The following is a 24,463-nucleotide window of genomic DNA, read 5'->3' as shown; positions in this document are numbered from 1 at the left end:
CACGGGAGAGAGAACGTGACCGAGGAGTCGGGTGCCGCACCGGCGTCGCCGCGCGCCAGAGCCGCCGCGTCCGCGGCGGGCCCCGCCGTGCCGCAGACCCGCGCGGCACGGCACCGCCGCATCGTCGACATCCTCAACCGCCAGCCGGTGCGGTCGCAGAGCCAGTTGGCGAAGCTCCTCGCCGACGACGGGCTGACCGTCACCCAGGCGACACTCAGCCGGGACCTCGACGAACTCGGCGCGGTGAAGATCCGCAACACCGGCGGTGAGCTGATCTACGCCGTGCCGAGCGAGGGCGGCTACCGCACGCCCCGGGTGCCGCTCGGGGAGTCGGCCAAGGAGGAGCGGATGGCCAGGCTCGCCGGGGAACTGCTGATCTCGGCCGAGGCGTCGGCGAACCTGGTCGTGCTGCGCACCCCGCCGGGCGCCGCCCAGTTCCTGGCCTCCGCCATCGACCAGGCGGAGGTCCACGACATCCTGGGCACCATCGCGGGCGACGACACGCTGCTGCTGATCAGCCGCGACCCGGCGGGCGGCCAGTCCCTGGCCGACCACCTTCTGCGGCTGGCCCAGAAGGGGAAGGAGGAGCCGGAGGGCTGACCGCCCCCCGGCCTCGCCCTCCCCTCCCGGGCGCCCCCCAGTCGCACCGTGCCCTCCGGGCGGCCCGTCCGCTCAGCGGTCCCTGCGGCAGGCGAGCCGGGCGAGCGCGGCGAGCCGTTCGCCCGCGGCGGGTTCGGGACGGGCCGCGTCCAGGCACTGGAGCGCCAACCGCAGCTCCTCCTGCGCCGCCTGCTCCGCCCAGGCCCTGCCGCCCGCCTCCTCGACCAGGCCCGCGAGGCGGGCCGTCAGCTCGGGATCCGGCGCCTCCCGCCCCCGCCCGCCGTCCGCCCCGGAGGCCCCGCCGCCCGGCAGGTACAGCTCGGCGAGCCGCCGGGCGGCGGGCGTGCCGGAATCGAGGGCGGCGACCACGGGCAGCGACTTCTTGCGGCTGACCAGGTCGGCACCCGCCGGTTTGCCGGTGACGGCCGGGTCGCCCCAGATGCCGAGCAGGTCGTCGGTGAGCTGGAACGCCATGCCGAGGTGGGTGCCGAAGCGGCGCATCGCCTCGATGGCCTCGGGCGACCCGCCGCCCCACAGCGCCCCGAGGGCGCACGAACAGGCCAGCAGCGCCGCCGTCTTGCGCTCGGTCATCGCCAGGCACTCGGCCAGCGTCACCTGCGTGCGTTCCTCGAACGAGATGTCGGTCTGCTCGCCCTCGATCAACTGGGTGGTGGCCTCGCTGAGCCAGCGGATGCCGGTGAGGCTCGCGAGCCCGGCGGGCTGCTCGGTGAGCACGCGTCCCGCGTGGATCAGCAGCGCGTCCCCCGCGAGCAGCGCGGCCGAGGAGCCGAACACCGCCCAGGCGGTGGTCCGGTGCCTCCGGGTGGTGTCGCCGTCGAGGATGTCGTCGTGCAGCAGCGAGAAGTTGTGCACGAGCTCCACGGCGACGGCCGGCCCCACCGCGTCCTCGGGGGCTGCGCCGACGGCCTCGGCGCAGCCGAACACGAGCGCGGGCCGCAGGGCCTTGCCCGCGGGCGCGCTGTCGGGCCGACCCGCGGCGTCGGTCCAGCCGAAGTGGTACGAGGCGACCCGTGCGACGGGAGCGGGCAGGCGGTGCACCCAGGTGCGCAGTGCCGGGTCGAGCAACTCGCGCGCCCGGCGCAACGAGTCGAGAGCTGTGTGGTGCTCGTCCGCTGTGTGGGGGACGGTGGTCATGGCAGGGCCTCCGGTTCCTCCGCTTCGTGGGCTTGCTCGGTGAGGGCCAGGGCGGCCTCTCGCGGCGCTTCGGCGGCGCGGCTCCCGGGAACCGTGCGGACGGCCTCGCCCCGCACGCGGACGCGCCCCCCATCCGCGCCCCACGACGCCTCGGGGCACGCCCCCGCGGGGCCGTCGGGCCGGACCCGCGCGCGGCCCGACCGCGGCGCGGGGCCGGTGCCGCGTGGGCGGGGGCCGGGCAACGGGAGGCTCCGGATGGCGGCGTTCACCTCCTCGACGGGCGGGGCGTACCACGGGGAACGGGTCGTGCCGCCGGCGCCCTGGCCCGGCACCTGCCCCAACGTGACAGCGGACGTGACCGTTCCCCGCGGCGGCGGCCCCACCGCGGCTCCCCCAGGGCGCGGGGGCGCGGGCCGCCGTGCGGGGCGCCGGAACCGCCCGGTCGGCGCGGGCGGGCCGGGAGCCGCGGTCATCCCCGCACCCCCTCATACCGATCGCTGATCATGCGGCCAGCTTGACCGGGCGAGGGGAGCGCTGGAAGGCGCGTTCGGGAATCGCCGTGCGCCCCACGGGGGCAACCTCGCGCCCTCAGGCGGGGAGCCAGCCGAGCTGACCTGGAGTTCTTCTCAGGCCAAAGGCTCCGCGCTGCCGCGCCGGCCGTCCGCTAATCACCCGATCGAGTGAGGGGCCGCACGCTGCCGCCATTCCTCGCCGAGCACCGCCCAAACCTCCAGGTCATGCCGCTTTCCGTCCATTTCGAAAACGCTGCGCAGCGTGCCCTCGTGCGTCATGCCGAGGCGCCGGGCCACGGCGATGCTCCGCACGTTGTCCGGACTCACCAGCCACTCGACCCGCGCCAGTCCCCGCGTCCGCACGGCCCAGTCGATCATGGCCGTGGCCGCCCCGGTCACCAGCCCGCGGCCCTCAGCCCCGGGCGACAGCCAGGCGCCGAGCTCGCACGATCCCTGCCGGGCGTCGAACAACCGGTACATCATGCCGCCGACCAGTTCGCCCGACAGCCAGATGCCGTACAGGCGCGGCCCGTCCGCCGCCTGGCTCTCGGCGAACCGCCGCAGGAAGCGCCGCGCCGAATCGGCGTCCGTCACCGACCGGGTCCAGGGCAGCCACGGCGCCAGGTGGTCCCGCGCGCGGTCGGTGTAGGCCGCGAGCTCCTCGGCCTGCCAGGGTTCGAGCGGGCCGAGGCGGGCCTCGGGGCCGAGGGGATGACTGAGCACGTGGTGTGTCCTCTCCGGCCGCGGGCGCCCGTCCCCGGGATCCGCGGCCCTGGCGTCGGTTCGGCTGGTGAAGGGCGCGATCGCCTGGGAGAGGCCGTCCGGGCCGGTGCGCCCCCGCGCGGGCCGAGCGCGGCGGACACCCGGGAGGTACCCCCGTCCCCGGCGGTCCCTCCCGTCCCGGCCGCCGCGGCCCGCGGCGATTCCCCCATGCGTCCCCCAGGCGTCGTCGCGCGTCCATGCTCGCCCGGGCGGCTCCCGCCGCGCGACCGCTTTTCCGCGGTCTCTCCGCGGCGAGGCCGCGTTCTCGGGCCGCCGACCTGGCGAATTGACGAACCATGCGACACCCTGCATACTTATTCCAGTCAGCGTATGCATCCTAAGGAGACACCGTGACCCAGCGCGTCGTGCTCGCCTACTCCGGCGGCCTGGACACATCTGTCTGCATCGGCTGGATCGCCGAGGCGACCGGCGCCGAGGTCGTCGCCGTCGCCGTCGACGTCGGCCAGGGCGGCGAGAGCCTGGATGTCATCCGCAAGCGCGCGCTCGCCTGCGGTGCCGTCGAGGCGGAGGTCGTCGACGCGAAGGACGAGTTCGCGCAGGAGTACTGCCTGCCGGCGATCAAGGCCAACGGCCTCTACATGGACCGCTACCCGCTCGTCTCCGCCCTCTCGCGGCCCGTGATCGTCAAGCACCTCGTCGCCGCGGCCCGCAAGCACGGCGCCGACACCGTGGCGCACGGCTGCACCGGCAAGGGGAACGACCAGGTCAGGTTCGAGGCCGGCATCTCCTCCCTGGCCCCCGACCTCACGTGCATCGCGCCCGTCCGGGACTACGCCATGACCCGGGACAAGGCCATCGCGTTCGCCGAGAGCAAGGGCCTGCCGATCGCCACCAGCAAGAAGTCGCCCTACTCCATCGACGCCAACGTCTTCGGCCGCGCCATCGAGACCGGCTTCCTTGAGGACATCTGGAACGGGCCGATCGAGGACATCTACGAGTACACGCAGAACCCGGCGACCCCCAGGGAAGCCGACGAGGTGGTCATCACCTTCGAGCGGGGCGTTCCCGTGGCCGTCGACGGCCGGGCCGTCAGCGTCCTCCAGGCCGTGCAGGAGCTGAACGAGCGGGCCGGCGCGCAGGGCGTGGGCCGCATCGACATCGTCGAGGACCGCCTGGTGGGCATCAAGTCCCGCGAGGTCTACGAGGCACCCGGCGCCATCGCGCTGATCACCGCGCACCAGGAGCTGGAGAACGTCACGGTCGAGCGCGAGCTGGCCCGCTACAAGCGGCAGGTCGAGCAGCGCTGGTCCGAGCTGGTCTACGACGGCCTGTGGTACTCGCCGCTGAAGCGGGCGCTCGACGGCTTCGTGGAAGAGGCGAACGAGCACGTCAGCGGTGACATCCGGATGACGCTGCACGGCGGGCGCGCCGTGGTCACCGGGCGGCGCTCCGGCGAGTCGCTGTACGACTTCAGCCTGGCGACGTACGACACCGGCGACACCTTCGACCAGTCGCAGGCCAAGGGCTTCATCGACATCTTCGGCCTGTCCACCAAGATCGCGGCGCGGCGGGACCTCGCCCAGTGAGTGCCGACCAGCCCGAGGTGCGGCTGTGGGGCGGCCGGTTCGCGCACGGACCGGCCGAGGCCCTCGAACGGCTGAGCGCCTCCGTCCACTTCGACTGGCGCCTCGCGCCCTACGACATCGCGGGCTCGCGGGCCCACGCCAGGGTCCTGCACCGGGCGGGGCTGCTGACCGCCGAGGAGCTCGATCGGATGCTGGCCGGCCTCGACCGGCTCGCCGCCGACGTGGAGAGCGGCGCGTTCACCGGCACCGTGGCCGACGAGGACGTGCACACCGCGCTCGAACGCGGGCTGATCGAGCGGCTCGGCCCTGAGCTCGGCGGCAAGCTGCGCGCCGGGCGGTCGCGCAACGACCAGGTCGCCACGCTCTTCCGGATGTACCTGCGGGACCACGCGCGGATCGTCGCCGGTCTGCTGGCCGAGCTCCAGGGCGCCCTGATCGGCCTCGCCGAGGCGCACCCCGACGTGCCCATGCCCGGGCGCACGCACTTCCAGCACGCGCAGCCCGTGCTGTTCTCGCACCACGTCCTGGCGCACGTCCAGGCCCTGAGCAGGAACGCCGAGCGCCTGCGGCAGTGGGACGCCCGCACGGCCGTCTCGCCCTACGGCTCGGGGGCGCTGGCCGGCTCCTCGCTCGGCCTCGACCCGGAGGCCGTGGCCCGCGACCTCGGTTTCGAGGGCGGCTCCGCGGCGAACTCCATCGACGGCACCTCATCCCGCGACTTCGTCGCCGAGTTCGCGTTCATCACGGCGATGGCCGGCGTGGACATCTCCCGGATCGCGGAGGAGGTCATCGTGTGGAACACGAAGGAGTTCTCCTTCGTCACCCTGCACGACTCGTTCTCCACCGGCAGTTCGATCATGCCGCAGAAGAAGAACCCGGACATCGCGGAGCTGGCCAGGGGCAAGTCGGGACGCCTCATCGGCAACCTGACGGGTCTGCTCGCCACGCTCAAGGCGCTGCCGCTCGCGTACAACCGGGACCTCCAGGAGGACAAGGAGCCGGTCTTCGACTCCTGCGACCAGCTGGAGATCCTGCTCCCGGCGTTCACCGGCATGATCGCCACCCTGAAGGTCAACCGGGAGCGCATGGCGGAACTGGCGCCGGCCGGCTTCTCGCTCGCCACGGACGTCGCCGAGTGGCTCGTCAAGCGCGGCGTGCCGTTCCGGGTGGCCCACGAGGTCGCGGGGGAGTGCGTCAGGGTCTGCGAGGCGGAGGGCATCGAGCTCGACGCGCTGACCGACGAGCAGTTCGCGAAGATCTCCCCGCACCTCACGCCCGAGGTCCGCACCGTGCTGACCGTGGAGGGCGCCCTGGCCGCGCGCGACGCCAGGGGCGGCACCGCGCCCGCGGCCGTGGCCGTGCAGCTGCGCGAGGCCAAGGAGGACCTGGCGCGCCAGCTGGAGTGGGCGCGGCGGCCCGCGGGGCCGGTCGCGGGCTGAAGCCACGGGGATGCCGCGGCGGCCGGCCGGCCGCCGCGGCACCGCGCGCTACTCGCCCGGGTAGCGCAGGCCGATGCGGTCCCTGACCGCGTCCAAGGTGCGCATCACGGCCAGGCTGTCGTCCAGCGGCACCAGCGGCGACTCGGTCTCACCGGCCCGCAGGCAGCGCATGACCTCGGCCGCCTGGTGCGCGAACGAACCGGCGGGGCCGGGCCCCGAGAACTCCTCGGGCTCGCGGCCGTCCCGGTGCAGCACGAACCGCTCGGGGTGGAAGAAGCCGCGGGGGAACTCGATCCGGCCGCCGGTGCCCGTCACGGACGCCGTGCGCGCGGTGTCCGCGACCAGCGAGCAGGTCAGCGCGGCCACCGCGCCCGAGGCGTGGCCGAGCAGCATCCCGGTGTTCTCGTCGACCCCGTCGCGCAGCCGGGCCCACGCCGCGACCTCCGACGGCTCACCGAGCAGCAGGTGCGCGAAGGACACGGGGTACACGCCCAGGTCGAGCAGCGCGCCGCCGCCGAGGGCGGGGTCGAGCAGCCGGTGGCCCGGGTCGAGCGGCCCGCCGATGCCGAAGTCCGCGTGAATCGTGCGGATTTCGCCGATCGCTCCGTCCCGCACCAGGTCGGCCATGCGCCGGATCACCGGGTTGCAGTTCATCCACATGGCCTCCATCAGGAAGACGCCGCGGGACCTGGCCAGGCCGACCAGGTCCTTCGCCTCGGCCGCGGTGAGGGTGAACGGCTTCTCGCACAGGACCGGCTTGCCCGCATCGAGGCACAGGCGCGTCGCGGCGTGGTGCGCCGAGTGCGGCGTGGCCACGTACACCACGTCCACGTCGGGGTCGGCCGCGAGGTCGGCCCAACTGCCGTGGGAGCGCGGGATGTCGAACCGCCGGGCGAACTCCGCGGCCGGTCCTGGCGCGCGGGAGGCCACCGCGGCCACCTCGGCGTCCGGCAGGTCCGCGAGGTCCCCGGCCAGTTTGGCGGCGATGCCGCCGGTCGCCAGGATGCCCCACCGCACGGGGCGGTCCGCCGCGACGGCCCCGCCCTTCCCGCCGTCCGCCATGCCCAACTCCTCGTTCGTGCCGCGCGGTCCACGCCCCGGCTGCGTCAGAAATCAGGATCATCGTATGTGACAGTCCCGGTCGGGCCGCGTGAGCAAGATCGCCGGAGCCGCCCCCGCCCCCAAGTCCGCACCGGCCACCGGCTATTGTCGGCTGCCGCGTTCCGGCCGTCCCGGCCGGGACACCGTCCGTGCGGGGGATGAAGGGAAGCACCATGGAGAACGAGCCATCCGTACCGCTGCGGTACGCCGACGTGCGCGGCCTGCGCCTGGCGTACGCCGACTTCGGCGGCACGGGCCGGCCCCTGCTCGCCCTGCACGGGCACTTCGGCCGCGCCCGGATGTTCGCGCCCCTGGCCGCCGCGCTCGGCTCCGGCCACCGGGTGATCGCCCTCGAACAGCGCGCGCACGGCCGCAGCGGACGGGACGGCGACGTGCACCCCGACGCCTACCTTGAGGACGCGGCAACGTTTCTGCGCGACCTCGGCGCCGGCCCCGCCGTCGTGCTCGGGCACTCCGCGGGCGGGGTCACCGCGTTCCGCCTCGCGGCCCGTCACCCCGAGCTGGTCGCCGCCCTGATCGTCGAGGACCACGGGGCGCTCAACCGGCAGCCGGACGTCGCGAACCCTGTCCTCGACATCAGCGGCTGGCCGCGGCGCACGGGCTCGCTCGCCGGACTGCGCCGGGCCGTCGAGGCGCACGGCATCCCGGACGCCGGGTACTTCCTGGAGAGCGCGACCGAGTACGAGGACGGCTGGGGCTTCCTGTTCGACCACGACCAGCTGATGGAGTCCCAGCGCCTCCTCATGGGCGACTGGTGGCCCGACTGGCTCGCCTCGACCTGCCCCGCGCTGCTGATCCACGGCACGGAGAGCTTCGTGCTGCCCACCGCGATGGCCCACGCGATGGCCGAACGCCGGCCGCGCACCACGCTGCGGGAGTTCCCCGGCCGCGGGCACTGGGTCCACGACGAGGATCCCGAGGGCTTCGCCCGCGCCGTCGCGGACTTCCTCGCCACCCTCTGAGCCGGCCGCGGCGCCCGGGGTGGATACGGTGAGGGCACGCACCCGAGGCCGCCGCGAGGGCGGCACACGTTCCGAAGGTCACCGCATGGCGTTCTCCCGCTTCACCCCGGCCGCGACCGGCACCGCCCGCATCGGGCTCGGCCTCGCCGCCGTCGGCCGCCCCGGGTACATCAACCTCGGGCGGGCCCGCGACCTGCCCGCGCCGCGCACGCCCGAGGCGCTGCGGGCCCGCACCCACCAGCTGCTCGACGCGGCCCACGCGGCCGGCGTCCGCTACCTCGACACGGCGCGTTCCTACGGCAGGGCCGAGGAGTTCCTCGCCGACTGGCTCACCGGGCGGCCGGAGGCGACCGACGTCGTGGTCGGCAGCAAGTGGGGCTACACCTACACGGCGGACTGGCGTGCCGACGCGGACGTCCACGAGGTCAAGGACCACGGGGCCGCCACGTTCGACCGGCAGTGGGCCGAGAGCCGGGCGCTGCTCGGCGGCCGGCTCGACCTGTACCAGATCCACTCGGCCACCCAGGACAGCCGGGTGCTGGCCGACCCGGCCGTGCTCGACCGGCTGGCCGGCCTGGCCGACACCGGCGTCGACGTGGGCCTGTCCACCAGCGGCCCGCGCCAGGCGGAGACGATCCGGGCGGCGCTGGAGATCGAACGGGGCGGGCGGCCCCTGTTCCGGACGGTGCAGGCCACGTACAACGTGCTGGAGCAGTCCGCCGCCCCCGCGCTCGCGGAGGCGCACGCGGCGGGCCGCACCGTCATCGTCAAGGAGGCGCTGGCCAACGGCCGCCTCGCCGGGGCCGAGGCGCCGGGCGAGCTGCGGGAGGTCGCGGATGCGACCGGCACCGGGCCCGACGCCGTTGCCCTCGCCGCCGTGCTGGCCCAGCCGTGGACCGGGATCGTCCTGTCGGGGGCGGCCACCGAGGAGCAGCTCGCGGACAACCTCGCCGCCGCCCGGCTGCGCCTGGACGCCGCGCACCTGGACGCGTTCACCCGGCTGGCCGAACCGCCGGACGCGTACTGGCGCAGCCGCTCCGCGCTGCCCTGGACCTGACGCGGGGCGCGGGGGCGGGGCGCGCCCTCAGGCGGCCTTCGCCTTGGTGGCGTACATGTCCACGTACTCCTGCCCGGAGAGGCGCATCACCTCGGTCATCACCTCGTCGGTGACGGCACGCAGCACGTAGCGGTCCCGGTCCATGCCCTCGTACCGCGAGAAGTCGAGCGGCTGGCCGAACCGCACCGTGATCCTGCGCCCCCGGCCGACCCGCGGCAGGCCGCGCCCCCCCGGCTGGACCCGGTCGGTGCCGATCATCGCGAACGGCACCACCGGCGCGCCCGTCATCAGCGTGAGCCGCGCGATCCCGGTGCGCCCCCGGTACAGACGTCCGTCGGGTGACCGGGTGCCCTCCGGGTAGATGCCGAAGACCTTGCCCTCCTCCAGGACACGCCGCCCGGTCATGAGCGCGGCCACCCCGCCGTGCCCGCCGTCCCGGTCGACCGGGATCATGCCGACGGCCGTGAAGAACCACGCCATCAGGCGACCCCGCAGGGAACGGCCCTTGACGTACTCGTCCTTGCCGATGAAGAAGACCTGCCGCTCCATGACCAGCGGCAGAATGATCGAATCGATGAACGTGAGGTGGTTCCCGGCCAGGATCACCGGCCCGTCGGCGGGGATCTGCCGGATTCCCTCGACCCGGGGCCGGAAGAAAAGCTTCAGCAGCGGGCCGAGCAGCACCTTCAGCAGCACGAAACGGGACAACTTCCCCTCCGGTCGGTCATGGGCATGCGTGTTTCAGCATGCCTAGGGACGATACCCGCGCCGGGGCACGCCGCGCGCACCGGGTGCTCGCCCCCGATACTCGGGTTTGACGCGCATTCCCCGGCCGTTCCCCCGCATGTACCCGTGCGGACAGCGCCGCTTCCCTACGATCGGGCGCGATCACGGGCCGCCGGAGCGCGCGGCCCGACGACGGACGAGCCCTACGGAGTGACGATGGCAGCTCACCAGACGGCAGGCGCGGACGCGGGGCACCCCGGACGTCGGGCCCTGCTCGGCATGACGGCCGGCGCGGCCGGCGCCGCCGCCCTGCTCGGCACCGCGGCACCCGCGGTCGCGGGCTCGCGCCCGGGCGCGCGCGACCTCTCCCGCGAACTGCCCGTCCCCACGGTCGTCGCCCACCGCGGCGCCTCCGGCTACCGGCCGGAACACACCATCGGCGCCTACCAGCTCGGGCTCGACATGGGGGCCGACATCATCGAGCAGGACCTGGTGCCCACCAAGGACGGCCACCTGGTCTGCCGGCACGAGAACGACATCTCCGGCACCACCGACGTCGCGGACCACCCGGAGTTCGCCGACCGCCGCACCACCAAGACCGTCGACGGGCAGGAGCTGACCGGCTGGTTCACCGAGGACTTCACGCTCCGGGAGCTGAAGACCCTGCGCGCCGTCGAGCGGATACCCGAGCAGCGCCCCAACAACACCCTGTACGACGGACGTTGGGCCGTCCCGACCTTCGAGGAAGTCCTCGACTGGGCCGCCGAGCAGGGGCGCGAGCGGGGCCGTCCGGTGTGGCTGTACACCGAGACCAAGCACCCCACCTACTTCCGCTCCCTGGGCCTGGGCCTGGAGGAACCGCTCGCCCGCCTGCTGCGCCGGCACCGGCTGCACCGCGCCAACTCCCGCCTGATCCTCCAGTCCTTCGAGCCCTCCAGCATGGAGCGCATGGCCAGGCTCGTGGACACCCCGCGCGTCGTGCTGCTCTCCTCGGCTGGCTCCCGCCCGTGGGACTTCGTGGAGTCCGGCGACCCGCGCACCGTCGCCGACCTCGTCACGCGCCGCGGGCTGCGAGAGATCGCCCGGTACGCGCAGGGCATCGGCCCCACCCTCGACCTCGTCATCCCGCGCGCGGCCGACGGCTCGCTCGGCCGCCCCACCTCCCTCGTCGAGGACGCGCACCGCGCCGGACTGCTCGTGCACCCCTACACGCTGCGCAACGAGAACCGGTACCTGCCCGCCGAGTTCCGCCGCGGCGAGGACCCGCACGCGTACGGGGACGTGTTCGGCGCGCTGGACGCCTACTTCGCGACCGGGATCGACGGCGTGTTCGCCGACCACCCCGACACCGCGCTGCTGGCCGCCGCCGACTTCCGCGACTGAACGCCCGGCCCGTTCACCCGTCCGGGTACCGGTGAGTCGGAAATCTCACAAGCCAGTTGGCGCCGGCGCATTCCCCCGGCGGCCCGCGGCCCAGCACAATGCTGACGGCGCAGGTCACACCCTGCGCCGTCAGGGCAATCGCCGGCCGGTGCGCGACCCTCACCCCTGCGCGCGGCCGGCCCGGACCTCACCGGAGGCGTGTGCACATGGGTATGAGCGTCACCATCGGCCTGGCCGACCACCAGGACGCGGAGCAGATCCTGAAGTTGCAGTACCTCTGCTACCAGTCGGAGGCCGAACTCTACGGCGACTATTCCATCGAGCCCCTGACCGAGACGCTGGCCGCCGCGCGCGCCGAGATCAGCGAGACCTGCGTCCTGGTGGCCAGGCTCGGCCCCGAGGTCGTCGGCGCGGTCAGGGGACGCGTGGACGCCGACGGCACCGCCTGCATCGGACGCCTCATCGTCCACCCGAGGATGCAGCGGCACGGCCTGGGCGGCCGGCTGCTGGTCGCGATCGAGGACCGGCTCGCGGCCGAACGCGCCGCCGCGCGCTACCGCCTGTTCACCGGTCACCGCAGCGAGGGCAACCTGCGCCTGTACCGCAGGCTCGGCTACGCGCCCGTGAGCACCGAGCAGGTGTCGCGCCACCTGAGCCTGATCACCCTGGAGAAGGAAGCGCCCGCCTCCGTCGCGGCGGCGGTCTGACCCGCCCTCGCCGCGCACGCGGTCACGACGGCGCGTCCGGGCCCTCCGCGCGGGGGGCCCGGCGCAGCCACAGCAGCCCGGCGACCGGCAGCACCACGGGCAGGTAGAGGTACCCCTGCCCGAAGTCCGACCAGACCGTCGCGTCGGGGAACGCCGCCGGGTCCGCGACGGACCAGGCCCCCACGGTCAGCACCCCGGCGAGTTCCGCGACGCAGGCCGCCAGCGCCCCGCGCCGCGCGCGCTCCCCGCCGCGGACCAGGGACACGGTGATGAACGCGTAGACCAGCGCGGCCAGCGCGGACAGCAGATAGGCCAGCGGCGCCTCGTCGAAACGGGTCGACAGCTGGTACACCGAGCGTGACGTCGCACCCACGGTGAAGATCCCGTACAGCGTGACGAGCAGCCGGCCCGGGCCGCTGCTCAGGCCCCGCCGGCCCCGGCCGGCCCCCGTCCCCGCGCCGCGCTCCCCGGCCTCCGCGGCGTTCTCCCCGGCGCCGCCCGCGACCCGCTCAGGCACCGGTGCCTCCCGCCCAGACGTCGGCGAGCCGCAGTTGCAGGGCCGCGAGCACCAGCGCACCCGCGGCCACCGTCGCGGAACCCCACCGGGAGCGTTCCCCCAGCGCGACGACGCCCACCACCGGCAGGCACAGGGACACGGAGAAGAGATAGGACACGAACGTGGCGGTGCCGCCCTCGGCGGGCCGCTCGCCACCCGCGAGCCGCACCAGGCCGACGGCCAGCTGCACGAGCGTGAGCAGCAGCACGACGGCCATGCCGAGGTAGTGCCAGTCCTTGACCGGCTGGTCGCGCAGGGACGCGTACCCGCACCAGGCGGCGAGGAGCAACGCGGTCACGGCGACCGCCACCGTCAGTGGCGAGAACATGCGAGGACTCTAACGGGGCGCGCGCCCCCGCCCGCCAAGGCCCCCCTGACCGCGCCGCCGGCCCGCGCCGGTCCGCCCGCCGGCGGGCACCGCGGCCGGGAGCCGCGTGGTGTTGGCCACACCCGTCCTGACCACCTCGTTCCGCGTAGGGAACATCTGTTTTACTGGTCCGCATGACCGCGACGAGCAGCCGTCCGCAGACGACCGAGGCACTCCGTATGCCCGGTGCTCGCTGTCGCTGTCGAATGTGTGACATCTGAGGGCCATCGCCCGAGCAGCCTCGCGCCCCGAAGCGACGCCGGCAGGCCGGTCCACGGCGGACCGCGCCCCGCTGCCGGGTCCTGCTCCCCGCTCGTGCTCCGCCTGCACCTGCCCCGTGCCGTGCCGCGGCGGCGCCGTTCCCGCGCCCCGGGCACCCGACAGTGACGGATAACCAGTGATCACCACCAGGGACCTGACCAAGGTCTACCGCTCGCGCGGCCGTGAGGTCACCGCGCTCGACCACGTGGACCTCCACGTCAGGCCGGGCGAGGTCTACGGCGTCATCGGCCGCAGCGGAGCGGGGAAATCCACCCTGATCCGCTGCGTCAACCTGCTGGAGCGGCCCACCTCGGGAACCGTCACGGTCGACGGGCAGGACCTCACGGCGCTCGGCGGGCGCGGCAACCGCGCCCCCCGCCCGCTGCGCCAGGCCCGCGGCGGCATCGGCATGATCTTCCAGCACTTCAACCTGCTGTCCTCCCGCACCGTGCAGGGCAACGTGGAACTGCCGCTCGAAATCCTCGGCCTCGGCCGCAGGGAGCGCGCCCGCAAGGCCCTCGACCTGCTCGACCTGGTCGGCCTCTCCGACCACGCCCGCAGCTACCCCTCCCGCCTCTCCGGCGGGCAGAAGCAGCGCGTCGGCATCGCCCGCGCACTGGCCGGCGACCCCAAGGTCCTGCTCTCCGACGAGGCCACCTCGGCCCTCGACCCGGAGACCACCCGCTCGGTGCTGAGCCTGCTGCGCGACCTCAACCGGCAGCTCGGCCTGACGATCCTGCTGATCACCCACGAGATGGACGTGGTCAAGTCCGTGTGCGACTCGGCCGCCCTGATGGAGAAGGGGCGCATCGTGGAGTCCGGTGTGGTCTCCGACCTCCTCGCCACCCCGGGCTCGCGGCTGGCCCACGAGCTGTTCCCCGTGGGCGGCACGGCCTCGGGCGAGGACCGCACAGTCGTCGACATCACCTTCCACGGCGAGAGCGCGGACCGGCCCGTCATCTCTCAGCTCACGCGCGCCCACGACCTCGACGTCTCCATCCTCGGCGCCGCCATGGACACCGTGGGGGGCCGCCAGGTCGGCAGGATGCGCATCGAGCTGCCGGGACGGCCCGCGGACAACGGCGCGCCGCTCGACTTCCTGCGCGCCCAGGGCCTCACCGTCGAACTCGCGGACCCCGCACCGCCCGGCGAGGCGGCCGGCGCCTCGGCCGACGGCCCGCGGCTGGAGAAGCGGCGGCAGGAACGCACGGAGGAGAGCGCCCGATGACCTGGGAGGAGATGCGGCCCCTGCTGGAGCAGGGCACCATCGACACGCTGTACATGGTCGGCTGGTCGACGTTCTACGCGCTGCTCGGCGGCCTGCCCATCGGCGTGCTGCTGGTCCTGACCGACCGCGGCGGGCCCTTGGCCAACGTCGTGGTCAACAAGGTGCTCGGCGTGATCGTCAACATCGGCCGGTCCCTGCCGTTCATCGTCATGATGGTGGCGCTGATCCCGTTCACCCGCTTCGTCATCGGCACGGCGGTCGGCCCCACGGCCGCCGTCGTCCCGCTGGCCATCGGGGCCATCCCCTTCTTCGCCAGGCTCGTGGAGACCGCGGTCCGCGAGGTCGACCACGGCCTGACCGAAGCCGCCTGGGCGATGGGCGGCGGCACGTGGACCGTCGTGCTGAAGGTGCTGCTGCCCCAGGCCCTGCCGTCCCTCGTCGCCGGGCTCACCACCACCGTGATCGCCCTCATCGGCTACTCCGCCATGGCGGGCGCGGTCGGCGGCGGCGGGCTCGGCACCCTCGCCCTCACCTACGGCTACCAGCGCTTCGAGGACGGCTTCATGCTCGCCACCGTCCTCGTCCTCATCGTCATCGTGACGGCGGTCCAGCTCCTCGGCGACCTCGCCGTCCGGCTGATCCGCCGCCGCGAACGAGCCGCCGGCTGACCGGCGGCCCCACGACCTCTCGGGCGGCCCCAGGCCACCGGGACCCACCCGCACAGCACAACGAAAGGCACTTTTCGTGCGTACCGCATCACGCTCCCCGTTCAGAACGGGCGCCCTCCTGGCGGCCACCGCCGCCCTCACCCTCGGCCTCGCCGCCTGCGGCACCGACTCCGACCCGGACACCGGCGGCGACGGCGGCTCGGGCGACGGCGGCACCGAACAGACCCCGTCGGGTCCGCTGAGCGTCGCCGCCAGCCCCACCCCGCACGCGGCCATCCTCACCTTCGTCCGGGACAACCTCGCCGAGGAGGCGGGCCTGGAACTCGAAGTCCGCGAGTTCGCCGACTACGTCCTGCCCAACACCGCCGTCGACAGCGGCGAGATCGACGCCAACTACTTCCAGCACCGGCCCTACCTGGACGACTTCAACGAGAACCAGGGCACCGACATCGTCCCGGTCGTCAACGTGCACCTGGAGCCGCTCGGCCTCTACTCCAACTCCCTCCAGAGCGCCGACGACCTGGCCGAGGGCGACACGGTCGCGATCCCCAACGACGCGACCAACGCCGGCCGGGCCCTGCACCTGCTGGCCGACAACGGCGTCATCGAACTGGCCGAGGACGCCGGCGCCGAGGCCACCGTCGCCGACATCACCGACGACGGCGGGCTGTCGTTCCAGGAACTTGAGGCCGCCACACTGCCCCGCGCGCTTGAGGACTTCGACGCCGCCGTCATCAACGGCAACTACGCGATCGAGGCCGACCTGGCCCCCGCCGACGACGCCCTGCTCCTGGAGGCGGCCGAGGGCAACCCGTACGCCAACTTCCTCGCCGTCAAGGCGGGCAACGAGGACGACCCCCGCGTGCGCACCCTCGCGGAACTCCTGAACTCCGACGAGGTCGAGCAGTTCATCGAGGAGACCTACGCCGGGTCCGTGGTGCCCGCGTTCGGCGCCCCCGCCTCCTGACCCGCACCGCCACCCGGCCCGGGCCCCGGCGAACCAGCCGGGGCCCGGCGCCGTGTCCAGCCCCGCCGTATTGCATGCTGGCATCCCGGACTTCAGCCAGGGAGCGGCGCATGACACCCACCTTTCCCGACATCACGATCAGCACGGAGCGGCTCGTGCTGCGCCCGTTCGAGGAAGCGGACGTGCCCGAGCTGATCGCCATGATGAACGACGAACTCACCACCGCCTGGACCTCCGTTCCCGTTCCGTACACCGTGGTCGACGCCAGGGAGTGGGTCCAGCGCCAGGCCCCGCGCGAGCGCACCTCGGGCCGGGGCCTGGTCCTGGCCATGACCGAGCACCTGACCCACCGGCTGGTGGGCACCATGCACCTCAAGGCCACCAACTGGCGTTCCCTGAGCACCGAGGTGGGCTACGTCGTCGCCCCCTGGGCCAGGGGCGAGGGCTACGCGGCCGAGGCGGTGCTCGCCCTCGCGCAGTGGCTCTTCCGCGACCAGAAGTTCGAACGGCTCGAACTGCGCACCGCGGCGGGCAACACGGCCTCCCAGCAGGTCGCACAGAAGATCGGCTGCATCAGCGAGGGCATCCTGCGCAACGCGCTGATAGTCCGCTCCAGGACCGAGGACGGCGGCTGGGCGGACATCCGCACCGACCTCATCGTCTGGGGCCTGCTGCCCGAGGACCTGGAGGACGCGCCGGAGACCGGCCACCGCGCACGGTAGGCTTGCGCCGTCCCCGACCGGCGAGCAGCCCAGGAGCGCCCCGACCATGGCCGACCGCGTCACCGTGATCGGATGGGACGGCTCGCCGCTCGACCCGCCCGCCCGAACGGCCCTCCAGGCGGCGACCCTGGTGGCAGGCGCGCCGCGGCACCTGGATCTCCCCGAAGTCCCCGCCCACGCCGAACGCGTCCAGCTCGGCAGCCTGTCGCTCGCCGCCCGCCGCATCGCGGCCCACCGCGGCACCGCCGTCGTCCTCGCCGACGGCGACCCCGGCTTCTTCGGCGTCGTCCGCACGCTGCGCGATCCGGAGCACGGCCTCGAAGTCGAGGTCGTCCCCGCCGTGTCCGCGGTGTCGGCCGGGTTCGCCCGCGCCGGCATGCCCTGGGACGACGCGCGGATCGTCGTCGCCAACCGCAGGACCCTGCGCCGCGCCGTCAACGTCTGCCGCGCCCACCCCAAGGTCGCCGTGCTCACCTCGCCCGGCGCCGGACCCACCGAGATCGCGCTGCTCCTCGGCCCGGTGCACCGGACGTTCGTCGTGTGCGAGTCCCTGGGCACCGACAGGGAACGCGTCTCCGTGCTGACCTCCGACACCGTCACGCAGCACCGCTGGACCGACCCCAACCTGGTCATCGTGATCGGCGGCGGCAGCCGCGGGCCGGGCGGCAGCAGCTGGCTGGCCGGGCTCGACCCGGGCGGCTCGGAGCAGCCGCGCGGCTTCGGCCTGGCCGCCACCGAGTACCACCCCTACGCGCCCGGGGCCGATCCGGTGCCCGAGGCCGGCGGCCCCGGCGGCAGCCGGCGCCTGCGCGCGCTGCAACTCGCCGCGCTCGGGCCGGTCATGGGCGACCTGACCTGGGACGTCGGTTCGGGCAACGGCCTGGCCGCCATCGAGGCCGCCCGGCTCGGCTCCGCGGTGATCGCCGTGGACCGCGACGCGCAGGCGTGCGCCGCGACGGAGGCCGCCGCCCGCCGCCTCGGCGTCCAGGTCCACGTCGTGCACGGGGTCGCGCCGCAGGCCCTCGAAGACCTGCCGGAGCCCGACGTGATCCGCGTCGGCGGCGGCGGCGCGCGGACCCTGGCCGCGTGCGCCGACCGCAGGGCCCAGCGCATCGTGACGCACGCCATGACCCGGGATCAGGCGGAGGCGGCGGGGCGCGTGCTGATCGCGGCCGGCTACGACGTCGAGTGCACCCTGGTGCAGTCCGTCGAACTCTCCACCGCGGACTGGTCGGAACGCGGGCGCGTGGTGGTCTTCCTCCTCGTCGCGCGCCGTCTGCCCGCCCCCAGGTGACGAAGCCGGACCTCTCGGGATCACTCGTGCACCCGTGAGCGGGGAGCCGCCGTATCCCGGGTAGGCTGACTGACCGTTGTGCCGTCGGCCGGACTTGATGTTTCGTCCGTCAATGTCCGGGGTCGGAAGGAGCTTGTGCGATGGGCGAGGTGCACGCATGACGGACGCCGGCCGGGTCCCGGAAGAGGGACAGCCGGAGCACGCGGGAGTGGGGCCGGACCAGCTCGCGCAGCCGGGCGGGCCGGTTCCCGCGGCCTACCCGTTCCCCGCCGCGCCTGACGACGCGGGGGACGGCGACCTCGACGAGGAAGAACTGCTGATGCCGGGAGCGAACGTCGCCTGGGGCGAGGCCGCCACCGCGGCGCCGAGGCCCTCGGCCCCGGCGCCCGCCGCCGCGCCGCAGCCGGAGCCCGCTCCCGCGGTCACCCACAGGCCCGCGCCCCCGGCGCCCCGCGGCCCGCACCCCACCGAGCCCGAGTACCTCGACGTGCCCGCGGCCGAGACCGTGCCGCCGCCGGCCGCCCCGGCCGCCCCGGCCGCCCCGGCCGGTCCGCCGTCGCCCGCCGTGCCGCGGCAGGCCGGGCCCGGCCAGGACCTGGTGCCCGAGCCCGCGGCCGAGGCGCCAGGACCCGTGGCCGCGGCGCCCGTTCCTCCGGCGCCCGCGCCCCTGCCCGAACCGCCCGGCGCCTGGGAGCCGGTCCCGGCGCCCGCCGCCGTACCCGACGCGTCCGCGGCGCCGCCGGCCGGCGTCCCCGCCGCGGGGGAGCCGGAGCCGGCCGCCGTGCCGGGACCGGCGGACCCGGCGGGCCAGGGCGGCGGGGAGCCCGGCGCCGCTCCCGCCGTTCCGGCGGAGCCGGCCGCCGCCGAGCAGCCCGAGGCATCGGCGGAGCCGGTGGCCGTTCCGGCGGAGCAGCCGGCCGCGGCGGAGGAGCCTGCCGTCGCTGCCGAGCCCGTCGTCGCGCAGGCGCCCGCCCCGGCCGAGGAGCCGCCCGCCCCGGCCGAGGAGCCGCCCGCCGCCGCTGAGCCGCCCGCCGGGCCCGTCCCGCCGCCGGTCCCCGAAGTCCCCGTGCGGCAGGCGGGCGAGCAGCCCGAGGCATCGGCGGAGCCGGTGGCCGCGCCGGGGGAGCAGCCGGCCGCGGCGCAGGGGCCTGCCGTCGCTGCCGAGCCCGCCGTCGCGCAGGCGCCCGCCCCGGCCGAGGAGCCGCCCGCCGCACCGCCTCAGGCCCCGGCCGTGCCGGGCCCACGCCCGGCCCCCGAACCCGCTGCCGAGGCCGAGGAGCCGCAGGAGCAGGCGCGGCCCGCGGCCGGCGCCGCCGGCCCGCCCGCCCCCGGCTACCCGGAGTCCGAGCGCGCCGCCGTGCACCGCCTGATGCGCGAACGCCGCGACATCCGCAACGGCTTCCGGCTCGACCCGATCCCCAACGACGTGCTGCTCCGCGTCCTCGAAGCCGCGCACACCGCGCCGAGCGTGGGTCTTTCCCAGCCGTGGGACTTCGTCGTCGTCCGCTCCGCCGAGACCCGGGAGGCCGTCCACGAGGTCGCCGTGAAGCAGCGCGCGGCGTACGCCAAGTCGCTGCCCAAGGGCCGGGCCAAGCACTTCAAGGAACTGAAGATCGAGGCCATCCTCGACACCCCGGTCAACATCGTGGTCACGGCCGACCCCACGCGCGGCGGCCGGCACACCCTCGGCCGCATGGGCGTGCCGCAGATGGCGCCCTACTCCTCCGCGCTCGCGGTGGAGAACCTGTGGCTCGCGGCCCGTGCCGAGGGCCTCGGCGTCGGCTGGGTCAGCTTCTTCGACGAGCGCGAACTCTCGCGCGTCCTCGACCTGCCCGAGCACCTCGACATCGTCGCCTACCTCTGCGTCGGCTACGTCGACGCGTTCCCCGACGAGCCGGAGCTGGCCCAGAACGGCTGGTCGCGCCGCCGCCCGCTGTCCTGGGTCGTGCACGACGAGGTGTACGGCCGGCGCGCGCTGCCCGGCGCCGAGCCGCACGACCTGCTCAGCGAGACCCTCGCCGAGATCCGCCCGCTCGACGCGCAGGCCCTCGGCGAGGCGTGGGAGCGGCAGAAGCGCATGACGAAGCCGTCCGGCGCGCTCGGCGCGCTCGAAGTGCTCGCCGCGCAGCTGTGCGGCCTTTCCCGCAGCTGCCCCCCGCCGGTGCCGGAGCCGGCCGCGGTGGCCGTGTTCGCCGGGGACCACGGCGTCCACGCGCAGGGCGTCACCCCCTGGCCGCAGGAGGTCACCGGGCAGATGGTGGCCAACTTCCTGGGCGGGGGAGCCGTGTGCAACGCGTTCGCCGCCCAGGTGGGCGCCGAGGTCTGCGTCGTGGACGTCGGCGTCAGGTCCGAACTGCCCACCGCCACCGGCCTGCTGCCGCGCAAGGTCAGGGCGGGCACCGGCGACATCACCGTGGGTCCCGCCATGACGCGCGAAGAGGCGCTGCGGGCCGTCGAGGTCGGCATCGAGACCGCGCGCGACCTGGTGGCGGCGGGCAACCGCGCGCTGCTCACCGGGGAGATGGGCATCGCCAACACGACGGTCTCGGCGGCCCTGGTGGCGGCGTTCACCGACGCGGATCCGGCCGATGTCACCGGCCGGGGCACCGGCATCGACGACGAGACGCACGCCAGGAAGGTCGACGTCGTGCGCCGCGCCCTGGCGTTCCACGAGCCGGAGGCCACCGATCCGCTCGGCGTGCTCGCCGCCGTCGGCGGCCTCGAACACGCCGCGCTCACCGGGTTCATCCTGGGCGGCGCCTCGCTGCGGGTGCCGGTGATCCTGGACGGCGTCACCGCCGGCGCCGCGGCGCTGGCCGCCCGCGCCATCGCGCCCGAGGCGGTGTCCGTCTGCATCGCCGGGCACCGCAGCGCCGAGCCGGGCCACCAGGCGGCCCTGATGGCCCTCGGCCTGCGCCCGCTGGTCGACCTCGACCTCCGCCTCGGCGAGGGCACCGGGGCCCTGCTCGCCCTGCCGGTGGTGCAGAGCGCCGCCCGCGCGGTGCGCGAGGTCGCGACCTTCGACGCGGCCGGAGTCACCGACAAGAATTAGGGTGGGGGCGGCCGGGGCCGGGAGGCCCCCGGCCGGCCCGGCCCGCCGCCCGAGGAGCCCGCACCACCCATGTCAGAGAACCCCGCCTACCCCGTCGGTCTGCGCCTGACCGGCCGCCGCGTGCTCGTCCTCGGCGGCGGCACCGTCGCCCAGCGCCGTCTGCCCGCGCTGCTCGCCGCGGGCGCCGATGTCCGGCTGATCGCTCCCGCGGTCACGCCGTCCGTGCAGGCCATGGCCGACGCGGGCGAGCTGACCTGGGAGCCGAGGGGCTACCGGCCCGGCGACGTCGAGGGCGCCTGGTACGTGCTGGTCGCCACGGACGACCGCGAGGTCAACGAGGCCGTGTCCGCCGAGGCGGAGGAGCGCCGCGTGTGGTGCGTCCGCAGCGACGACGCCGCGGCGGCGACCGCCTGGACCCCGGCGACCGGCCGCGGCGACGGCGTCACCGTGGCCGTGCTCACGGGCCACGACCCGCGCCGTTCCGCCGCTGTCAGGGACGCGGTCGTCGAGGGGCTGCGCGACGGCACGCTCAGCGCGCCCAGGCACCGCGTCCGCCGCCAGGGCGTCGCCCTGGTCGGGGGCGGGCCGGGGGATCCGGGGCTCATCACCGTCCGCGGCCGGCAACTGCTCGCCGAGGCGGACGTCGTGATCGCCGACCGGCTCGGCCCCCGGGATCTTCTGGACGAACTGCCGCCGCACGTCGAGGTCGTCGACGCCGCCAAGATCCCCTACGGCCGGGCCATGGCGCAGCAGGCGATCAACGACGCCCTCGTCGAGCACGCCAGGGCCGGGAAGTTCGTGGTGCGCCTCAAGGGCGGCGACCCGTTCGTCTTCGGGCGCGGCAAGGAGGAGGCGCAGGCACTGGCCGAGGCGGGCATCGCCGTCACGGTGGTACCCGGCGTCACCAGCGCCATCAGCGTGCCGTCGGCCGTGGGCATCCCGGTCACGCACCGGGGGGTGGCCCACGAGTTCACCGTGGTGAGCGGGCACGTCGGGCCCGACGACCCGCGTTCGCTGGTCGACTGGAAGTCGCTCGCCGCGCTGCGCGGCACCCTGGTGCTCCTGATGGCCGTCGAACGCATGCCCGTCATCGCGGAGGCGCTGATCCGGTTCGGCCGCCCGGCCGACACACCGGTCGCCGTCGTCCAGGAGGGCACCACGGCGGCGCAGCGGCGGCTGGACGCCACGCTCGGGACCGTGGCCGACCGCATCGCGCGGGAGGGCATACGGCCGCCCGCGATCGTCGTCGTGGGCGACGTGGTGGCCGTCGGGTGAACGCCCCCGTTCCCGTCACCGACCCGGACGACCCCAGGCTCGCCGACTACACCGGCCTGACCGACGTGGCGCTGCGCAGGCGGCGCGAGCCGGCCGACGGCCTGTTCATGGCCGAGGGCGACAAGGTGATCCGCCGGGCCCTGGACGCCGGTTACCCGATGCGCTCGATGCTGCTGACCCCCCGGTGGGCCGAGGCGATGGCGGACGTGGCCGCGGCCACGGGGGCGCCGGTCTACCTGGTGGACGAGGCGCTGGCCGAGCGCGTCACCGGCTACCACGTGCACCGCGGCGCGCTGGCCGCCATGCAGCGCACGCCGCTGCCGCCGCCGGCCGGCCTGCTGGCCACCGCCGGGCGGCTCGTCGTTCTCGAAGCGGTGAACGACCACACCAACATCGGCGCCGTCTTCCGCGGCGCGGCGGCACTCGGCATGGACGGCGTGCTGCTCACGCCCGACTGCGCCGACCCCCTGTACCGCAGGTCCGTCAAGGTCTCCATGGGCGCGGTCTTCTCGCTGCCCTACGCGCGGCTGCCGCACGGCCCCGGGCACCTCGACGCGGTGCGAGAGGCCGGGTTCAGGCTGCTCGCGCTGACCCCGGACCCGCGGGCCCGCGACATCCGGGAGGTGGCGGCCGAGGAGGCCGGCGCCCGGACGGCACTGCTGCTCGGCGCCGAGGGCAACGGACTGTCCGCCCGCGCCCTCGCGGCGGCGGACGTCCGGGTGCGCATCCCGATGGCGCACGGTGTGGATTCGCTCAACGTCGCCGCCGCCGCGGCCGTCGCGTTCTTCGCCCTGGCGGAGCCGCGCCCCGGGCCCTGAGCCGGCACGGGACGGCAGGGCCTACACCGGCCCCTGGCAGCCCTGCGCCGCCGCGAGGCCGAGGACCACGAGCAGCGTGACCGTCACGAAGACGATCAGGCGCTGGCGCAGCAGCCGGCTGTCCACGCGGCCGGCCCGCGGCCTGGCGGCCGGTCCGCGGGCGCCGGTCCGCCGGGGCGCCGTGCGCCCCTCGGGGCGCCGTGGCTCCGGCGCCCGCGCCGGGGCGGGGGCAGGGCGCGCGCGCCCTGCGGGGCGGGAGACGCCGCGGGCCTCGCGCGCGGCGATCTCCTTGAGCCGCAGCGAGAGCTGGAGCGTACTCGGGCGCTCCTGCGCGGACTTCGCCAGGCACGAGCGCAGCAGGGGCGCCAAGGCGGCGGGGACTCCGTGCAGTTGCGGCTCCTCGTGCACCACGCGGTACAGCATCACCTCGGAACTGCCCTGGCCGAACGGCGAGTCGCCGAGCGCCGCGTAGGCCAGGGTGGCGCCGAGCGAGAAGACGTCGGACGCGGGCGTCACCGGCTGGCCGCGCACCTGCTCCGGCGCGAGGAACCCGGGGGAGCCGACGGCGGTGCCGACGTGCGTGAGGGTGCTGGCCCCGGTGGCCCAGGCGATGCCGAAGTCGATGATGCGCGGGCCCTTGGGCGAGAGCAGGATGTTCGACGGCTTGAGGTCGCGGTGCACCACACCGGCCTCGTGCACGGCCACCAGCCCTTCGGCGAGCGCGGCGCCGACGGCCGCCGTCTCGGCCGCGGACAGGGCGCCGTGCTCCGCCACCTTGTCGTGCAGCGAGGGTCCCGGCACGTACTGAGTGGCGAACCACGGCTTGGCGGCGTCGAGATCGGCGGCGACCAGGCGGGCCGTGCACCCGCCGCGGATGCGCCGCGCGGCGGAGACCTCCCGGGCGAACCGCGAACGGAACTCCTGGTCCTCCGCGAGGTCGGGTCTGATCACCTTGAGCGCGACCCGTTGCCCGCGCCGGTCGGAACCGAGGTACACCACCCCCATGCCGCCGGCGCCGAGCCGTCGGTGGAGCCGGAACGCGCCGATGACTCGCGGGTCCTCGCGCCGGAGCCGCATCATCGCCATGTCTACCTCGCTGCCCGGTGCTTGTGATGAGCCACAGCTTACGGACTGCGCGGCGCAAGCAGCGAGAAGGCCGGCGCGCAGGCGTTTTCTGCGTTTCCGCCGGCCCACCCGCAGGGGGGATCCCCGGTATCGGGGCCCCGGTGTCCACCCTGAGGAGTAGCCGGGCCGACCCGGTGTCCTCCTGCGGGATGCCACGG

Annotated in this window: 22 protein-coding genes; 15 read left to right on the top strand and 7 right to left on the bottom strand. The window is 75.0% G+C overall.

Annotation, left to right across the window (positions count from 1 at the left end):
* Nucleotides 1-15 precede the first annotated feature (15 nt).
* A complete protein-coding gene (locus LC193_RS02320; protein WP_226070900.1) occupies nucleotides 16-600 on the top strand; it encodes an arginine repressor in 585 nt (194 codons plus the stop codon).
* A 72-nt stretch (nucleotides 601-672) separates the two neighbouring features.
* Here LC193_RS02320 and LC193_RS02315 read toward each other — a convergent pair whose 3' ends face one another.
* Nucleotides 673-1,755 carry a polyprenyl synthetase family protein gene (locus tag LC193_RS02315; protein WP_226070898.1) on the bottom strand — a complete coding sequence of 361 codons (1,083 nt, stop codon included), beginning with the start codon at nucleotides 1,753-1,755 and terminating at the stop codon, nucleotides 673-675.
* Nucleotides 1,756-2,423: 668 nt separating this feature from the next.
* The gene (locus tag LC193_RS02310; RefSeq protein WP_226070896.1) at nucleotides 2,424-2,990 is read right to left on the bottom strand and encodes a GNAT family N-acetyltransferase; all 567 of its coding nucleotides are present in this window, start codon (nucleotides 2,988-2,990) and stop codon (nucleotides 2,424-2,426) included.
* Between the two features lie 389 nt (nucleotides 2,991-3,379).
* On the opposite strand from LC193_RS02310, the gene LC193_RS02305 reads away from it, so the two are divergent.
* Both LC193_RS02305 and argH read left to right on the top strand, forming a co-directional pair.
* Nucleotides 3,380-4,576 carry an argininosuccinate synthase gene (locus LC193_RS02305; protein ID WP_226070894.1) on the top strand — a complete coding sequence of 399 codons (1,197 nt, stop codon included), beginning with the start codon at nucleotides 3,380-3,382 and terminating at the stop codon, nucleotides 4,574-4,576.
* Nucleotides 4,573-6,015 (top strand): argininosuccinate lyase, encoded by a 1,443-nt coding sequence (argH, locus tag LC193_RS02300; protein ID WP_226070884.1) that lies wholly within the window; start codon nucleotides 4,573-4,575, stop codon nucleotides 6,013-6,015. The genes LC193_RS02305 and argH overlap by 4 nt, the downstream gene beginning before the upstream one ends.
* Before the next feature lie 48 nt (nucleotides 6,016-6,063).
* Here the strand turns inward: argH and LC193_RS02295 are convergent, their stop codons facing one another.
* Complete coding sequence (locus tag LC193_RS02295; RefSeq protein WP_226070882.1) at nucleotides 6,064-7,077, bottom strand: Gfo/Idh/MocA family protein; 1,014 nt, start codon at nucleotides 7,075-7,077, stop codon at nucleotides 6,064-6,066.
* Nucleotides 7,078-7,289: 212 nt separating this feature from the next.
* Here LC193_RS02295 and LC193_RS02290 point away from each other — a divergent pair, with 212 nt between their 5' ends.
* Entirely contained in the window at nucleotides 7,290-8,099 is an 810-nt protein-coding gene (locus LC193_RS02290) for an alpha/beta fold hydrolase (protein ID WP_226070880.1), read from the top strand.
* 85 nt (nucleotides 8,100-8,184) lie between these two features.
* Complete coding sequence (locus LC193_RS02285) at nucleotides 8,185-9,156, top strand: aldo/keto reductase (RefSeq protein WP_226070878.1); 972 nt, start codon at nucleotides 8,185-8,187, stop codon at nucleotides 9,154-9,156.
* Between the two features lie 27 nt (nucleotides 9,157-9,183).
* Here LC193_RS02285 and LC193_RS02280 read toward each other — a convergent pair whose 3' ends face one another.
* Nucleotides 9,184-9,864 (bottom strand): lysophospholipid acyltransferase family protein, encoded by a 681-nt coding sequence (locus LC193_RS02280; RefSeq protein ID WP_086161530.1) that lies wholly within the window; start codon nucleotides 9,862-9,864, stop codon nucleotides 9,184-9,186.
* 234 nt (nucleotides 9,865-10,098) lie between these two features.
* On the opposite strand from LC193_RS02280, the gene LC193_RS02275 reads away from it, so the two are divergent.
* Entirely contained in the window at nucleotides 10,099-11,265 is a 1,167-nt protein-coding gene (locus tag LC193_RS02275; protein ID WP_226070876.1) for a glycerophosphodiester phosphodiesterase, read from the top strand.
* A 206-nt stretch (nucleotides 11,266-11,471) separates the two neighbouring features.
* A complete protein-coding gene (locus LC193_RS02270) occupies nucleotides 11,472-11,972 on the top strand; it encodes a GNAT family N-acetyltransferase (protein ID WP_226070874.1) in 501 nt (166 codons plus the stop codon).
* Between the two features lie 22 nt (nucleotides 11,973-11,994).
* On the opposite strand, the gene LC193_RS02265 is transcribed toward LC193_RS02270, so the two are convergent.
* Complete coding sequence (locus tag LC193_RS02265) at nucleotides 11,995-12,489, bottom strand: hypothetical protein (RefSeq protein WP_404819333.1); 495 nt, start codon at nucleotides 12,487-12,489, stop codon at nucleotides 11,995-11,997.
* Complete coding sequence (locus LC193_RS02260; RefSeq protein ID WP_086161533.1) at nucleotides 12,482-12,856, bottom strand: hypothetical protein; 375 nt, start codon at nucleotides 12,854-12,856, stop codon at nucleotides 12,482-12,484. Before LC193_RS02260 ends, LC193_RS02265 begins: the two co-directional genes overlap by 8 nt.
* Before the next feature lie 436 nt (nucleotides 12,857-13,292).
* Here LC193_RS02260 and LC193_RS02255 point away from each other — a divergent pair, with 436 nt between their 5' ends.
* From LC193_RS02255 to LC193_RS02220, 8 genes are all read left to right on the top strand, one after another.
* A complete protein-coding gene (locus LC193_RS02255) occupies nucleotides 13,293-14,384 on the top strand; it encodes a methionine ABC transporter ATP-binding protein (protein ID WP_226070869.1) in 1,092 nt (363 codons plus the stop codon).
* Complete coding sequence (locus LC193_RS02250) at nucleotides 14,381-15,052, top strand: methionine ABC transporter permease (protein ID WP_086161535.1); 672 nt, start codon at nucleotides 14,381-14,383, stop codon at nucleotides 15,050-15,052. The genes LC193_RS02255 and LC193_RS02250 overlap by 4 nt, the downstream gene beginning before the upstream one ends.
* A gap of 76 nt (nucleotides 15,053-15,128) precedes the next feature.
* Entirely contained in the window at nucleotides 15,129-16,019 is an 891-nt protein-coding gene (locus LC193_RS02245; RefSeq protein WP_226070867.1) for a MetQ/NlpA family ABC transporter substrate-binding protein, read from the top strand.
* Nucleotides 16,020-16,129: 110 nt separating this feature from the next.
* Complete coding sequence (locus LC193_RS02240; RefSeq protein WP_226070865.1) at nucleotides 16,130-16,741, top strand: GNAT family N-acetyltransferase; 612 nt, start codon at nucleotides 16,130-16,132, stop codon at nucleotides 16,739-16,741.
* A gap of 46 nt (nucleotides 16,742-16,787) precedes the next feature.
* On the top strand, nucleotides 16,788-18,035 hold the full coding sequence (gene cbiE / locus LC193_RS02235; RefSeq protein ID WP_226070863.1) for a precorrin-6y C5,15-methyltransferase (decarboxylating) subunit CbiE: 1,248 nt from the start codon (nucleotides 16,788-16,790) through the stop codon (nucleotides 18,033-18,035).
* Between the two features lie 157 nt (nucleotides 18,036-18,192).
* A complete protein-coding gene (cobT, locus tag LC193_RS02230; RefSeq protein WP_226070861.1) occupies nucleotides 18,193-21,087 on the top strand; it encodes a nicotinate-nucleotide--dimethylbenzimidazole phosphoribosyltransferase in 2,895 nt (964 codons plus the stop codon).
* A 69-nt stretch (nucleotides 21,088-21,156) separates the two neighbouring features.
* Nucleotides 21,157-22,362, top strand: coding sequence for a uroporphyrinogen-III C-methyltransferase (cobA, locus tag LC193_RS02225; RefSeq protein WP_226070859.1), 1,206 nt, complete (start codon nucleotides 21,157-21,159; stop codon nucleotides 22,360-22,362).
* Complete coding sequence (locus LC193_RS02220) at nucleotides 22,359-23,180, top strand: TrmH family RNA methyltransferase (protein ID WP_226070857.1); 822 nt, start codon at nucleotides 22,359-22,361, stop codon at nucleotides 23,178-23,180. Before cobA ends, LC193_RS02220 begins: the two co-directional genes overlap by 4 nt.
* A 21-nt stretch (nucleotides 23,181-23,201) precedes the next feature.
* Here LC193_RS02220 and LC193_RS02215 read toward each other — a convergent pair whose 3' ends face one another.
* Entirely contained in the window at nucleotides 23,202-24,266 is a 1,065-nt protein-coding gene (locus LC193_RS02215) for a serine/threonine-protein kinase (protein ID WP_226070849.1), read from the bottom strand.
* Nucleotides 24,267-24,463: the final 197 nt, after the last annotated feature.

Origin of the sequence: Streptomyces marincola (genome assembly GCF_020410765.1) — a bacterium.
GTDB lineage: Bacteria > Actinomycetota > Actinomycetes > Streptomycetales > Streptomycetaceae > Streptomyces > Streptomyces marincola.
This window is presented reverse-complemented; position numbering and strand designations above follow the sequence as displayed.

Excerpts from the sequence above, each read along its gene's own strand:
- LC193_RS02315 (WP_226070898.1), bottom strand. The coding sequence starts at position 1,755 with ATGACCACCGTCCCCCACACAGCGGACGAGCACCACACAGCTCTCGAC.
- LC193_RS02295 (WP_226070882.1), bottom strand. The coding sequence starts at position 7,077 with ATGGCGGACGGCGGGAAGGGCGGGGCCGTCGCGGCGGACCGCCCCGTG.
- LC193_RS02290 (WP_226070880.1), top strand. The coding sequence starts at position 7,290 with ATGGAGAACGAGCCATCCGTACCGCTGCGGTACGCCGACGTGCGCGGC.
- LC193_RS02285 (WP_226070878.1), top strand. The coding sequence starts at position 8,185 with ATGGCGTTCTCCCGCTTCACCCCGGCCGCGACCGGCACCGCCCGCATC.
- LC193_RS02275 (WP_226070876.1), top strand. The coding sequence starts at position 10,099 with ATGGCAGCTCACCAGACGGCAGGCGCGGACGCGGGGCACCCCGGACGT.
- LC193_RS02270 (WP_226070874.1), top strand. The coding sequence starts at position 11,472 with ATGGGTATGAGCGTCACCATCGGCCTGGCCGACCACCAGGACGCGGAG.
- LC193_RS02260 (WP_086161533.1), bottom strand. The coding sequence starts at position 12,856 with ATGTTCTCGCCACTGACGGTGGCGGTCGCCGTGACCGCGTTGCTCCTC.
- LC193_RS02250 (WP_086161535.1), top strand. The coding sequence starts at position 14,381 with ATGACCTGGGAGGAGATGCGGCCCCTGCTGGAGCAGGGCACCATCGAC.
- LC193_RS02240 (WP_226070865.1), top strand. The coding sequence starts at position 16,130 with ATGACACCCACCTTTCCCGACATCACGATCAGCACGGAGCGGCTCGTG.
- cbiE (WP_226070863.1), top strand. The coding sequence starts at position 16,788 with ATGGCCGACCGCGTCACCGTGATCGGATGGGACGGCTCGCCGCTCGAC.
- cobT (WP_226070861.1), top strand. The coding sequence starts at position 18,193 with ATGACGGACGCCGGCCGGGTCCCGGAAGAGGGACAGCCGGAGCACGCG.
- cobA (WP_226070859.1), top strand. The coding sequence starts at position 21,157 with ATGTCAGAGAACCCCGCCTACCCCGTCGGTCTGCGCCTGACCGGCCGC.
- LC193_RS02215 (WP_226070849.1), bottom strand. The coding sequence starts at position 24,266 with ATGGCGATGATGCGGCTCCGGCGCGAGGACCCGCGAGTCATCGGCGCG.